The following is a 13,171-nucleotide window of genomic DNA, read 5'->3' as shown; positions in this document are numbered from 1 at the left end:
GTTGTATGCTATTTTTAAAACTTTTCAGAGAAAGCTTTTTGTTTGCTTATGATGCGCTAAGACAAAATAAACTGCGCACCATGCTTTCCCTGCTTGGGGTAACCATAGGCATATTTACTATAATAGCGGTTTTTTCGGCGGTAGATACCCTGCGCAATAACCTGCAAAAGAGTGTCGACAAGTTGGGTAACAATAGTATCTATGTCCAAAAATGGCCATGGGTTGGCGGCAGCGATTTTCCCTGGTGGAAATATTTACAACGCCCGGTACCCAAACTGCGCAATTTTGAGGAGTTACAGCGCCGCAGCCAAACCGCCGAAGCCTTATCATACGAGATATCTATAGATAACCGCACCATTAAATATAAAAGCAATACCGTTGAAGGTGCTCAGATAGATGCCGCTTCAAAGGATCATGATAAAACCTGGAACTTTGATTTTGCAAGCGGCAGGTATTTTACCGAAATGGAATCCAGAACAGGTGCCCCTGTTGTTAATATCGGCTTTGATATAGCCGAAAGTTTGTTTCCGGCGGGAGATGCCGTAGGTAAACAGATTAAAGTAATGAACCGTTACGTTACTGTAGTAGGTGTATTCTCCAAACAAGGGAAAGACATGCTGGGCATATCTACCGATAAGGAGGTTTTGCTGCCGCTTAATTTTGCGCACAATTTGCTTGATGTGCAAGCCGAAAAATATCAGCCACAGATTATTGTAAGAGGAAAAAAAGGTATCCCGGTTGACGATGTAGAAAGCGAGCTTCGTGGATTGATGCGCTCTATCATGAGTTTGAGGCCCGGGCAGGAGGATAATTTTTCGCTTAATCGTACCACTATGCTTACTAATGCGCTGGATAGTTTGTTTAGTGTAGTTAATGTGGCAGGTTTAATTATTGGTGGTTTCTCTGTTTTGGTTGGTGGTTTTGGTATTGCCAATATCATGTTTGTTTCGGTAAAAGAGCGCACCAATATCATTGGAATTCAAAAATCATTAGGCGCTAAAAATTATTTCATACTACTTCAATTTTTAATTGAATCTGTTGTGCTTTGCTTATTGGGGGGCTTAATTGGTCTTTTGCTTGTTTATCTTTTAACTTTTGGTGTTAAGGCTGTTTTTGACATTCAAGTAGTACTTGATTTGAAGAATATTATAGTAGGTATTGGTACTTCAGTAACAATAGGTGTATTTTCGGGCATTATTCCAGCGTACTCGGCTTCACGGCTCGATCCTGTTGAGGCTATACGCACAAATTAATACTCATATGAAGATCAATTTTTTTAACTTCGCCTTACTTGCAGGCTTTATGATTGGCGCGGCTGCCTGTAAACAAGTCAGCAAACCTGCACAAGAAACAGCTATCAAAAAAGATAGTGCTAAAGTTATTGTAGCCAAAGTTGCCGATACATCCAACACCGCCGATGTATTTAATAATTATATAGGTCTCAAAAATCAGTTCCTGAGATCGAATATCAAAGGCATTAAAAGTACTGCTGGTATGCTTGAGGATAAACTGGCCGGTATTAAAGGTTGTACAGAAACCGCCACGCTTGCTCACCAGATAGCAACCAGCAATGATATCAAGCAACAGCGCGACTTGTTTTTGATATTGAGTAAAGATGTAATCACCCTCATAAAAGGTTCTAAATTTAAATCGGCTCCCATATACGTTGATTTTTGCCCTATGGCCGATAGTGGTAAAGGCGGCTATTGGCTATCGGTAAATAAAGCCATCGAAAATCCATACTTCCCCGAGCACATGAAAACCTGCGGACAGGTTAAAGAGCAGATCAATTAAATTTTAGCTTTAGTATCAAGTAGCTAGTATCAAGACAGCTGCAATTCTGTATTCTGGAATTTTAAAAATCTTGATACTAACTTCTTGCTACTAAAATTGAGACCGCTGCAACCCTGCATTCGGAAATGTCAAAAATCTTGATATTGGATACTTGCTACTTGATACTAATTAATAGATTTGCACATAAAATTTACAAACAGTAAACGATCTGGGTGGTTATAACACACAGATTTAATTACATTTGTTGCAACAATATTTTTCTATGTCGGATACAGCACAACTAAAGATTGGTGATAAAACATTTGAACTCCCGGTAATTGAGGGTACAGAAGGTGAAAAAGCGATTGATATTTCAAAACTCCGGGATTTGAGCGGTTACGTAACGCTGGACATCGGCTATAAAAATACAGGTGCTACCAAAAGTGCCATCACTTTTTTAGATGGAGAAAAAGGCATACTAAAATATCGTGGTTACCCAATTGAACAGCTGGCCGAAAACGCCAGTTTCATTGAAGTAGCCTATTTGCTTATTTATGGTGAATTACCAACTGAGCAGCAGCTTACCGATTTTCAATACCAGATAAGCCGCCATACTTTGGTGCATGAGGATATGAAGAAGTTTTTTGATGGTTTCCCGTCAAAATCACATCCTATGGGTCAGTTATCATCATTGATTGGCGCCCTGGCTGCTTTCAATCCTGAATCATTAAAACAAGGTCTTACTACCGAGGAAGTTAACCTGGAGATCATAAAATTACTGGCTAAAATGAGCACGGTAGTATCATGGATCTACAAAAAATCATTGGGTCACCCGGTTGTATATCCTCAAAATAAATTTGATTATGTGACCAACTTCCTGTATATGACCTTTGCCGAGCGTACGGAAGATTACAAGGTTGACAGGGTAGTGGTTGATGTAATGAACAAACTGTTGATCCTTCATGCCGATCATGAGCAAAACTGTTCGACATCAACCGTACGTATAGTTGGTTCATCGGATGCCAACCTGTACGCATCTATTTCTGCCGGTATATCTGCCTTATGGGGTCCGCTGCATGGTGGTGCTAACCAGGCGGTTATTGAGATGCTGGAAAAGATCAAAAATGATGGTGGTGACACCGATAAATGGATAGCCAAAGCCAAAGATAAAAATGATCCGTTCCGTTTGATGGGATTTGGCCACCGTGTATACAAAAACTTCGACCCGCGCGCCAAGATCATTAAAAAAGCCTGCGATGATATATTAGAGAAGCTGGGCATCAATGACGAGGTACTGGAAATAGCTAAAAAGTTGGAAGAAGTAGCCCTGAAAGACCCATATTTTGTGGAGCGTAAATTATATCCGAACGTTGACTTTTATTCAGGCATTATCTACCGTGCATTAGGTTTCCCAACAGAAATGTTTACCGTGCTGTTTGCCCTGGGCCGTTTACCGGGATGGATAGCACAATGGAAAGAAATGAAAGAAAACAAAGAACCAATCGGTCGCCCTCGCCAGATCTACACCGGCGATACTGAGCGGGAGTACGTTGACGCGGAAAAAAGATAAATTTTTGGTTCATGGATCATAGTTGATGGTTCATGGTATTCAACTATCAAAAATAGCGATGATTTAATCATCGCTATTTTTTTTGCAGGTCATTCGAAGTCTCTGACTTTGAATGAATATGTTTGTAGTTTGCAAGTGAGGGATGACAAATTTGTTCCTGGTTGCCTTCAGACGGTTATCTATGAACCATCAACTATGATCCATGAACCATCTACCATGAACTAATAATGACCATAGAGGAAATATTAAAACAGTACTGGAATCACGATAGCTTCCGGCCGATGCAGGCTGAGATCATCAAGTCTGTTTTATTAGGTCGTGATACTTTGGCCCTGTTACCTACTGGCGGTGGTAAATCTGTTTGTTTCCAGGTGCCTGCATTAGCTAAAGAGGGAATATGCATCGTAATATCGCCTCTGATAGCGCTGATGAAAGATCAGGTAGAAAACCTGAAAGCCAAAGGCATCAACGCCGTAGCCATTGTATCAGGGATGGGTTTGCGGGAGATAGACTTGGCATTGGATAACTGTATTTACGGTTCAGTTAAGTTCCTGTACCTATCGCCCGAGCGTCTACTATCCGAACTGGTGCGCGAGCGGATCAGGTATATGAAAGTAAACCTGATAGCTGTTGACGAAGCGCATTGTATATCACAATGGGGTTATGATTTTCGTCCGCCGTACCTGCATATTGCCGATCTCCGGGAATTGCATCCCGCAGTACCCGTATTAGCACTTACGGCTACTGCTACGGCCGAAGTAAAGCTCGACATCCAGGAGAAATTATTATTCAAAGACGCGGTTGTTTACCAGCAAAGCTTTGAACGCCGCAACATTAGTTATGTAGTGCAAAATGCCGAAAATAAGCTGCAAAAGATGCTGGATATTGCCCGTGGTGTAAAAGGCAGTGGTATTGTTTATGTACGTAGCCGAAAGGATGCTGCCGATATTGCCAAGTTTTATAACGAAAGTGGCATCAAAGCCGACTATTATCATGCCGGCTTATCCATGGATCAACGGGCCGAAAAACAGGAAAGCTGGAAAAATAACCGCACCCGCATCATTGTAGCCACCAACGCTTTTGGTATGGGAATAGATAAGCCAGATGTGCGCTTTGTGATCCACAAGGATATGCCCGAAAGCCTGGAAGCTTACTACCAGGAAGGTGGCCGTGGGGGACGTGATGAGCACAAGGCCTATGCTATTTTACTATATACCCACTCCGACAGGCTAAGGCAGGAAAAAATGTTTGTGCTGAATTTTCCCACAGTGGCGGAGATCAAACATGTGTACCATTGTTTGGCTAATTATTATCAATTAGCATATGGTGCAGGCGAGGGTCTGAGCTTTGGTCTTGACCTGGGTGATTTTTGCAGCCGCTTTAAGCTGGATGCTGTTAAAACACTCAATGCGCTCAAATTCCTGGAAAAAGACGAATACCTTGCGTTCAACGAGAGTGTGTTTCTGCCGTCGCGTTTCCGGTTTGAGGTGGTGAATGAGGTGTTGTATAACTTCCAGATACAGAATGCCGGCTGGGATCCTTTTATTAAAACCTTGCTGCGCTCATACGGCGGTTCGTTTGAAAATTATGTGCGACTAAAAGAGTATGACCTGTCCCGGCGCACTCATCTGAACGTTCAGCAGGTAATCGATGGCCTGATGCAATTACAGAGCTTTGGACTGATCAGTTATTTACAGCAAACAGATCAGCCGCAGGTCACTTATTTAAAGCCCCGGCAGCAATCCGACCGTCTCTTCATCAACAAGAAATATATTGAAGAACGCAAGGAAACCTATCGCCAGAAAATGGAGGCGGTTTTTGCCTATGCTACGGCCAAAAAATGCCGCAGCCAAATGCTGCTGGCCTATTTTGATGAGGCTAACGCCCGTAAATGCGGCGTATGCGACATTTGCCTCGAAGAAAAACGCCAGAAAAACGCCGATGAGATATTTGACAACATCACCCATGAAATTGTACAGTTTTTGGGTATAGCCACACCGGATATCGGTACACTGGTGAATACCATTAACGTGGGCACCGAGAAGGAAAAGATGGAAACCATTCGCCTGCTGCTGGATGCCGGCAAAATAAAAACCGACGGCGAGAAGTATTATCTCTCCTGAAATCCTCCCGTTTTAAATCATGATGCTTGCGTGACAATTGCCTATTGTGTATTTGAGACTTTTTAGTCTCTTTTGTGTTGTCATTTCACAATATAATGAGCAAAGGAGAAAGAACAAGGCAATTCATCATAGAGCAGGCGGCGCCCATCTTTAACCAAAAGGGTATAGCGGGTACCACCATTGATGATATATTGGCCGCCACTAAAATGGCCAAAGGTGGGTTGTACCGGCATTTTGAAAGCAAGGACGAAATAGCCACGGTGATGGTGGAGTTCCTGCTGGATAAACTTTCGGCTAAAATTGCCGGCGACATGGCCAGGCAGCAAACGGCTCAGGATAAGCTATTTGCCTTTATGGATGTTTATCAACACCCTTTAACTTCTTATATCGATGGCGGCTGCCCGGTGCTGAATTTTGGTGTAGAGGTTGATGATACTAACCCAACCCTTAAACAAAACATGAAACAACGGATAGAGGGGCTTCAAAAAACACTAACCGCTATCATTAAACAGGGCATAGCTGATCAAGAACTTGCCGCAGATATTGATGCGGGAGGTTTTGTGCTGAAAACTTTTGCTGCCCTGGAAGGCGGTATGCTGGTATCCAGAGTAACAGGTAGCGACAAGCACATGCAAAACCTGATTGATATGTTTAAAGCAGAATTGAAAAGCTATGTATTAACCAAGAAATAAAGAACAGAAGGATCAATAGGTATTGGTCTTTTTTTAGCAATAAAAAGCGACTAAATAGTCTCAAATATAGATAAATCAACAAACAACATATAATTAAAACGATCATGAAAACTCAAAAAGTAATATTTGTAACAGGCGCTTCAAAAGGTTTTGGACGCGAAATTGTAAAAGCGGCATTAGCCAGCGGCGATAAAGTAGTAGGTACCGTACGTAGCAAAGGCCAGGAACTATTTGAATCGCTGGGCAGCAATCCCAATTTACTGGTGGTAACTATGGATGTAACCAACGAAGAACAGGTGCAACAGGCTGTAAAACAAGCCATCAATCATTTTGGTAAGATAGATGTACTGATCAATAACGCCGGCTATGGTATAGTAACCGCCATTGAAGAAGCTACCGATACCGAAGTGAAAAAACAATACGATACCAACGTATTTGGCCTGTTGAATGTAGTTCGCGCGGTTTTACCTCACCTGCGGGCACAACGTTCCGGCTATATTATTAATATATCCTCTCTGTTTGGCTTTGATGTCATCCCGGGCTGGGCTTTGTATGGTTCAACCAAATTCGCGGTTGAAGGTATAACCAAAGGTTTGGCTTTGGAATTGGCTCCACTGGGTATACAGGTAACCGCTGTTGAGCCTGGGCTGTTCAGTACCGATTTTCTGAGTGCCGAATCATATGTAGAATCAAAGAACGTTATTGCCGATTATGATAGCACCGTTGGCCCGATGAGGGCTGGTGCAGGCGCGCTTCACGGTAACCAGCCTGGTGATCCTGCAAAACTGGCTAAAGTAATTGCCGATCTGGTCCATACCGAAAATCCTCCATTGCATTTGCCATTAGGCAGCGATGCTTTCCAAACCGCTAAAAACAGCCTGGAAAAAACCAGCAAGTTGATTGAGCAATGGCAGGCGGTTTCAACCAGTACAGATCACAGTTATATACAGCAAAACTAATCGCGAGAAGTACAATTATTTGGTATGATATAGAGGGTTCTGGTAACAGGGCCTTTTTTTGTTAAAAAATCTTCCGCTTTTCACCGACTACATTCTTTGGTTTACCGACAAAATCCCGGCGTACAACTATTACAGGCTATATCGCTGTAACGTTTTTTTAGTGCGATCGTCATATTGGTGTATTTAAAATAACAATATTAATCAACTGACAATCAAAATATTAAAATTATGAAAACTTTAGCAATCACCATGTTTACCGTAGCAGCTATGGTATTTGGATTAGGAAATCAAGCACAAGCCACCGTTAATAATAATAACAACAAGGCCATCGTTTTAACCGACATCACCCGTATCAACAAGATCGAAGTTTATGGTAATGTTCAGGTATATGTTTCAAACGGCACAGCCGACGAAGTAAAGGTTTACAACCGCTATTATGCTGAAAACGCATTGGTGCAATCAAGGAACGGTGTGTTACGCATCAGCTCTTATAACAAAGCCGAAAAATTAGTAGTTTGGGTTACAGCAAAAGAACTGTCAGCTATCACGGCTTATGACAATGCTAACATCAGCTCATTTGGTAATCTTTCTGCCATCGAACTGGATGTGAAACTATACAACAACGCTTCTGCTACTTTAAAATTAGATGCTTACAGTGCCCGTGTTACCATGAACGATAAAGCTTGCGCAAACCTAAGCGGTACAGTTAATGAATATAGCTTAAACCGTAGCTATGGCTCAAGTGTAAACGGATCAAACCTGATAGCCGAACACACCAACGAAGTATTGAATGGTGCAAAAGTTAAAGCAGATGAGTATGCAGGTTTATAATCACCATCACAACAGGTTCACAACCGAACAGAGCCACCTGAAGCCAGGTGGCTTTGTCTTTTTATAGCTATTTCCCTGCCACCAGCTTTTCAATCACATATGGTGCTATGATCTTACGGGCGCCATCAGGGTCCGGATGCAGGCCATCCGGTACATAGGTTAAATATTCCTCTTTCCCCTTATCCAGTATTGCTTTCCAATGCGGATAATGATCAATCAATAACAATTTTCGTTTTTTAGCGATCTGCCTGTAAAGATCATAATAGCTGTTGAGCTCGGGTCTGTCGGTCGCGTGTCTGTCAAGTGGGATGTCCATAGTTTGCAGGATGATCTCGCAGTTGGGGTTAAGCAATTTGATACGATCGATCATGTAATTAAGGTTAAGCCCGGCCAGTTCCCTGCTGGTTTTGTACTTCAGGAAAGCATCATTCATACTAAATTCAATCAAAACAGCATCGGGCTTTTTACTGATCACGCTATCTTCCAGGTGCTGTACACCCCAGGTTGACCACATGGCACTTTTAGCCGCGTTATACACGGTTAATTTATTATTATACTTGGCGTTCAGATCGGCAGCAACGGCATCTACCCAGGCATGCCCGCCGGCACCCGCGGTTAAACTGGTGCCATAAACCACCAGGATCTGCGGCTTGCCCGCCTGCAGGTTTTTGACCAGCCGGGTTTGCGCTGATGATATTACTGAAAGCAAAAGGAGTACAATGATTAACAGGTTTATTTTCATAAGTGTTGTATTGTGGTGCTAAATATATAAAATCTTTGTTTTTAGGGTATAAGCCACAGTTCAGCTTTTTGCAGGAGCCGAACCGGCAACCCATCTCTTTTTAAACGCTGATGGATTTTGACCAACTAATTTGTTAAACAGTTTATTAAAATAACTCAAGCTTTCAAATCCAACAGCATAACAGGTTTCGGTGATGTTTTTATCCTGCATGAGCAGATTTTTGGCGCGTTCGATACGGTATTGGTTTACAAAATCGGTAAAAGTGATATGGGTTTGCCGTTTAAAATACCGGCAAAAAGCTGATGTAGTGAGATTTACCTTTCCGGCTACTACATTTACATCTGGTTTTTTAGCGTAATGGGCATCAATGTACTCGTAAATAGCGCCCATCCTGATCTTGTCCTTCAAGATAAAATCTGTACTGCTTTCATCGTTATTGAGTAGGGTATATTCTTTAGAATCAGCCAGTATGCGAAAAATGTTCACCAATTCCAGCAGCTGATCAAAATTGCTCAGGTTTCCAATGGCTTTCAACTTTTGCGCCACCAGGGCTCGGGTATCGCCATGAAAGGCAATACCGTATGCGGCGTTTTTAAATAGCTTATTCACCAGTTGAAGCTCGGGCGCGTACTTGATGGCATCACCCATAAAATTAGTCCGTAACTGCACTACTATTTGGTGATAGTCGCTGCGCAGGCGATAATCAAAATTTAGGTGGGGGAGATTGGGGCCGATAAATACCAGGTCGCTTTGGGTATAGCTCGAAACATGGGTGCCTACATGGCGGATGCCGGCGTCGGCCTCCACATACACCAGCTCCACCTCCGGGTGATAATGCCACAGAAAAGTGTTGCGCAACCTGGGCGAAAACAGTTTGAATGATTTTCCCGGCTCAAATTCTACCCGCTCCAGTTGTATCTGGTTCATCTTACATTGTTATATTTTTTATTCTAAATATAGTAAATAGGTCAATGTAGAGCAAATATTGATCACTGTAACGAATATATCATCTGCTGTATCCCGATAATTTTGAATTATTAATCAATACGTAGATCATGGATGCAACAAGCAAAACAATGGCCGCTATGGCTCCCACAATGAACCCTGATGAGGCTCATAAAGATATCCCTGGCAATCCCTCCGCGGCCAAATCGAGCCAGGTAAAATTGAACGACCGCAGCAACGGCGAACCCTTACGCGTGCTGAGCGAAGACGACTGGACCTTCTGGATCACCAATGGCTACGTAGTTGTTAAGAACGCCATACCCAAAGAAATGGCCCAACGCACAGCCGATTACCTGTGGCAATATGAGGATAAAGACCCCAACGATATAGAAAGCTGGTATAAAAGGCCCAATGTACAAATGCAAATGAAAGAACTCAATAATACCGGTATGGTTGAAATTTACAATCACCAGTATTTGTGGGACAACCGCCAGTATCCTCGTGTGCACCAGGCTTTTGCCGATATCTGGGGTACCGAAAAGCTTTGGGCCAATATCGACCGCGCCAACCTGAATTTTCCGGTACGGCCCGGTTTTGAGTACAAGGGTTTTATCCATTGGGATTACGATCCCGAAACCAGGCCACAAAATGTGCAGGGCGTGCTGGCACTGGCCGATCAAACCGACGAAAACATGGGCGGCTTTCAATGTATCCCCGAACTTTACCGCACCTATGATACCTGGAAACTGACCCAACCCGCTGATCGCGACCATTATAAACCCGATACTACGGGCTTTGATATTGTTAAAGTAAAGCTGGAAGCCGGTAATCTTTTGATTTTCAATAGTTTACAACCGCACGGCATCAGGCCCAATACCAGTGGTAATAAAGTACGTATTGCCCAGTATGTGGCTATGATGCCCGCGCAGGAACATAATGAGGAGCTGCGGCAATGGCGCATCAACAGCTGGCAAAACAGGGAGGCCATGCAAGGCTACGCTTTCCCGGGCGATCCGCTGGAACGGGAGAAGAAAAATCCCGTCGCGGAACTTTCACCTCTGGGTAAAAAGTTGCTGGGTTTGGATAAATGGTGAATCGCAGTGCCCTGGCTTTTAAACCACCCCTGATGATCAGGATCAATCTACTGATAATGACATAAAGATTAAGGATAGATACTATCTGCTTTATTTGAATTGTTTAATTTTGTAACATGGAGCAGGTAGAAACATTATTACATTATTATCAACTCACCAATAGGGAAATCCCATCTGAGTTGCTCAATACCAAGGGTACTACGAGCCATTTTAATGTTTTGAAGCGGAATAATTGTTTAAGCGCGTTCCCTTTTCAGCGCAGGGATTATTACAAGATATGTTTGATATATGGCAAAGCAATGCTGTATACGGCAAACGGTGAGGTAGCTATTGACCGGTACGCTATCATTTTTTCCAGTCCGAATGTGAAATTTGGCTGGAAAGGGCTTTCAAGCGAACAGGATGGTTATATATGCCTTTTCAATGAGCAATATCTGAGTACAGAGCTCAGGAAGGAATTTAAAAAATTGTACGAGCTGTTTAAGAATAGTGTTTATCCGATCATTTTTTTGGATAAAGAACAATACGATACGCTGATGTATTACTTCGGCCTGATGTATAATGAATACAACGGCAACTTTGCTTATAAAAAAGAGCTGGTTGAAAATATACTCCGGCTGATTATTTACACAGCCATAAAAATTCAAAGTGCGCTTAGTCCCGAGGATGTCGGCGTACAAAAAAGAGATCGCCTGGTAAATAATTTTATAGAATTACTGGATAGCCAGTTCCCTGTAGAATCACCGCAAAATGGCATCTTGTATAAAACTCCGGCAGATTTTGCCAATCAATTGCATGTACATGTAAATCACCTCAATCATTCGTTAAGAGCTGTATTGGGAAAATCAACCACGCAGCTTATCAATGAACGGATTGCGGTAGAAGCTGTCGCGCTGATCCAGAACAGCGACTGGAATATTTCGGAAATTGGTAACGGCCTTGGGTTTGAGTATCCGCAGCATTTTAATGTTTTTTTCAAAAAGCAAACCGGCAGCAGTCCAAAATCATTTCGAGGTCAATTAGTCGAAAATGTTTGAATTGTTTAATAATTGCTTTGAATGGTGTAATATAGGTACGCCCGGCTATTTCTAATTTTGCATCAGAAAATTTAGAAGTAATATGAAGCGGCTTAAAAAAGAAAACGAATGGATAGGTACTATTTTAGCATTTATGATCATACCCATATCGGGTTTCGCAATAGACGTTTATGTGCCATCGTTTCCTCAAATGGTGAACGACCTTCACGCCACGCCATCTGATATCAGGTTAACGCTCTCTATTTTCCTGATCAGTTATGGTGTATCTCAATTGTTTGTAGGCAGTATTGTAGATAGTTTTGGCCGGTATAAGATAGCGCTTGTGTCTTTACTGGTGTTTGTATTGAGTAACCTTGCCATTGTTATTACCAAAAGCATCGAAGTTATTTTTGTAATGCGGGCACTTCAGGGCCTGGTGATTTCGCTGATCATGGTGGCAAAGCGAACCTTTTTTATAGATATATATACCGGTGATAAGCGGAAAAAATATACCAGCTTGCTTTCTGTAGTATGGTCAACCGCGCCTGTGGTAGCGCCTTTTGTGGGTGGTTACCTGCAAAGCTTTATCGGTTGGGAGGCTAACTTTTATTTTTTGGCCTTATACGGATCGGTGATGCTGGTTTTAGAGTTGATATACAGCGGCGAAACCATTGCGGCTTATAAACCCTTTCACATTAAAACCATTTTAAATACCTACCGGGAGTTTTTATCGGCAAAGGATTTTAGTATTGGTGTGCTTGTTTTGGGATTAAGCTATTCCATGGTGATCATCTTTGGTATGTCTGCCCCCTTTATTATCGAACACGTATTTAATTACTCCCCTGTAATTACGGGATACGCTTCGTTATGTTCTGGTGTATCATTATTAACGGGTGGTATGCTGAGCCGGATGCTGATAGATAAACCTTTTCATAAAAAATTAAAACTCGGCAACCTGATACAATTTGGTGTGGCTTTGCTAATGTTTATGTTTGGTGTGTTTTATGCCGGCTATTTCAATATTTTTTCGTTGCTGATTTTTGTGGTCATGCTGCACTTTTTGGCCGGTTTTATGTATAACATTTATCTCACTTACTGTTTTATGCGGTTCCCCGCCTATGCCGGAACAGCGAGCGGCATAACCAGCGGCGGTTCATATGTTGTGGTTTCCATTGTAAGCTCAGCCTTGGTAAGCCTCATCAATATTCATGATCAGCGTAGCTTTGCAACCATTTATATTGTGCTTTCGGTGGCTATTACAGTGGCCTTATTATCTTTAAAAAAAGAGAACATAGCCAATAGTGTCGCGTAAGATTCAAAGTACAGAGAAGAATTTTTGTCCTCTCAGTGTCTCCTGAAAGGGACCCTGAGGCTGCGTGGCTTATAACTCAGGGTCTCTCGCAGAGGACACTGGGTGGACTGGAAC

At 42.4% G+C, this 13,171-nt stretch carries 12 protein-coding genes; 10 read left to right on the top strand and 2 right to left on the bottom strand.

What is annotated here, in order from left to right; translation table 11 throughout:
- Positions 1 to 5 precede the first annotated feature (5 nt).
- From ACTJKG_RS23000 to ACTJKG_RS22970, 7 genes are all read left to right on the top strand, one after another.
- A complete protein-coding gene (locus ACTJKG_RS23000) occupies positions 6 to 1,253 on the top strand; it encodes an ABC transporter permease (protein ID WP_172336815.1) in 1,248 nt (415 codons plus the stop codon).
- 7 nt (positions 1,254 to 1,260) lie between these two features.
- Complete coding sequence (locus ACTJKG_RS22995) at positions 1,261 to 1,794, top strand: DUF3347 domain-containing protein (RefSeq protein WP_440740507.1); 534 nt, start codon at positions 1,261 to 1,263, stop codon at positions 1,792 to 1,794.
- 262 nt (positions 1,795 to 2,056) lie between these two features.
- Positions 2,057 to 3,343, top strand: a complete 1,287-nt coding sequence (locus ACTJKG_RS22990; protein ID WP_440740506.1) for a citrate synthase — start codon at positions 2,057 to 2,059, stop codon at positions 3,341 to 3,343.
- A 227-nt stretch (positions 3,344 to 3,570) separates the two neighbouring features.
- Positions 3,571 to 5,466: a RecQ family ATP-dependent DNA helicase gene (locus tag ACTJKG_RS22985; RefSeq protein WP_440740505.1), complete on the top strand. Its 1,896-nt coding sequence runs from the start codon at positions 3,571 to 3,573 to the stop codon at positions 5,464 to 5,466.
- A gap of 95 nt (positions 5,467 to 5,561) precedes the next feature.
- Positions 5,562 to 6,158 (top strand): TetR/AcrR family transcriptional regulator, encoded by a 597-nt coding sequence (locus ACTJKG_RS22980; RefSeq protein ID WP_440740504.1) that lies wholly within the window; start codon positions 5,562 to 5,564, stop codon positions 6,156 to 6,158.
- Between the two features lie 104 nt (positions 6,159 to 6,262).
- Complete coding sequence (locus ACTJKG_RS22975; RefSeq protein ID WP_440740503.1) at positions 6,263 to 7,117, top strand: oxidoreductase; 855 nt, start codon at positions 6,263 to 6,265, stop codon at positions 7,115 to 7,117.
- Between the two features lie 228 nt (positions 7,118 to 7,345).
- Positions 7,346 to 7,948 (top strand): GIN domain-containing protein, encoded by a 603-nt coding sequence (locus tag ACTJKG_RS22970; RefSeq protein ID WP_172336821.1) that lies wholly within the window; start codon positions 7,346 to 7,348, stop codon positions 7,946 to 7,948.
- A gap of 67 nt (positions 7,949 to 8,015) precedes the next feature.
- On the opposite strand, the gene ACTJKG_RS22965 is transcribed toward ACTJKG_RS22970, so the two are convergent.
- Positions 8,016 to 8,690 (bottom strand): SGNH/GDSL hydrolase family protein, encoded by a 675-nt coding sequence (locus ACTJKG_RS22965; protein ID WP_440740502.1) that lies wholly within the window; start codon positions 8,688 to 8,690, stop codon positions 8,016 to 8,018.
- 60 nt (positions 8,691 to 8,750) lie between these two features.
- A complete protein-coding gene (locus ACTJKG_RS22960) occupies positions 8,751 to 9,617 on the bottom strand; it encodes a helix-turn-helix domain-containing protein (protein WP_440740501.1) in 867 nt (288 codons plus the stop codon).
- A gap of 128 nt (positions 9,618 to 9,745) precedes the next feature.
- Between ACTJKG_RS22960 and ACTJKG_RS22955 the strand changes: the two genes are divergently transcribed.
- From ACTJKG_RS22955 to ACTJKG_RS22945, 3 genes are all read left to right on the top strand, one after another.
- On the top strand, positions 9,746 to 10,729 hold the full coding sequence (locus ACTJKG_RS22955) for a phytanoyl-CoA dioxygenase family protein (RefSeq protein ID WP_440740500.1): 984 nt from the start codon (positions 9,746 to 9,748) through the stop codon (positions 10,727 to 10,729).
- Positions 10,730 to 10,845: 116 nt separating this feature from the next.
- Positions 10,846 to 11,766 carry an AraC family transcriptional regulator gene (locus ACTJKG_RS22950; RefSeq protein ID WP_172336825.1) on the top strand — a complete coding sequence of 307 codons (921 nt, stop codon included), beginning with the start codon at positions 10,846 to 10,848 and terminating at the stop codon, positions 11,764 to 11,766.
- A gap of 82 nt (positions 11,767 to 11,848) precedes the next feature.
- Positions 11,849 to 13,057: an MFS transporter gene (locus ACTJKG_RS22945; protein WP_440740499.1), complete on the top strand. Its 1,209-nt coding sequence runs from the start codon at positions 11,849 to 11,851 to the stop codon at positions 13,055 to 13,057.
- The last annotated feature ends 114 nt before the right edge of the window (positions 13,058 to 13,171 follow it).

Origin of the sequence: Mucilaginibacter sp. 22184 (genome assembly GCF_052045695.1) — a bacterium.
Classification (GTDB): Bacteria; Bacteroidota; Bacteroidia; order Sphingobacteriales; family Sphingobacteriaceae; genus Mucilaginibacter.
Note: the sequence above shows the minus strand (reverse complement) of the source record. Positions and strands in the feature narration are given on the sequence as shown.

Excerpts from the sequence above, each read along its gene's own strand:
- ACTJKG_RS23000 (WP_172336815.1), top strand. The coding sequence starts at position 6 with ATGCTATTTTTAAAACTTTTCAGAGAAAGCTTTTTGTTTGCTTATGAT.
- ACTJKG_RS22995 (WP_440740507.1), top strand. The coding sequence starts at position 1,261 with ATGAAGATCAATTTTTTTAACTTCGCCTTACTTGCAGGCTTTATGATT.
- ACTJKG_RS22990 (WP_440740506.1), top strand. The coding sequence starts at position 2,057 with ATGTCGGATACAGCACAACTAAAGATTGGTGATAAAACATTTGAACTC.
- ACTJKG_RS22985 (WP_440740505.1), top strand. The coding sequence starts at position 3,571 with ATGACCATAGAGGAAATATTAAAACAGTACTGGAATCACGATAGCTTC.
- ACTJKG_RS22980 (WP_440740504.1), top strand. The coding sequence starts at position 5,562 with ATGAGCAAAGGAGAAAGAACAAGGCAATTCATCATAGAGCAGGCGGCG.
- ACTJKG_RS22975 (WP_440740503.1), top strand. The coding sequence starts at position 6,263 with ATGAAAACTCAAAAAGTAATATTTGTAACAGGCGCTTCAAAAGGTTTT.
- ACTJKG_RS22970 (WP_172336821.1), top strand. The coding sequence starts at position 7,346 with ATGAAAACTTTAGCAATCACCATGTTTACCGTAGCAGCTATGGTATTT.
- ACTJKG_RS22965 (WP_440740502.1), bottom strand. The coding sequence starts at position 8,690 with ATGAAAATAAACCTGTTAATCATTGTACTCCTTTTGCTTTCAGTAATA.
- ACTJKG_RS22960 (WP_440740501.1), bottom strand. The coding sequence starts at position 9,617 with ATGAACCAGATACAACTGGAGCGGGTAGAATTTGAGCCGGGAAAATCA.
- ACTJKG_RS22955 (WP_440740500.1), top strand. The coding sequence starts at position 9,746 with ATGGATGCAACAAGCAAAACAATGGCCGCTATGGCTCCCACAATGAAC.
- ACTJKG_RS22950 (WP_172336825.1), top strand. The coding sequence starts at position 10,846 with ATGGAGCAGGTAGAAACATTATTACATTATTATCAACTCACCAATAGG.
- ACTJKG_RS22945 (WP_440740499.1), top strand. The coding sequence starts at position 11,849 with ATGAAGCGGCTTAAAAAAGAAAACGAATGGATAGGTACTATTTTAGCA.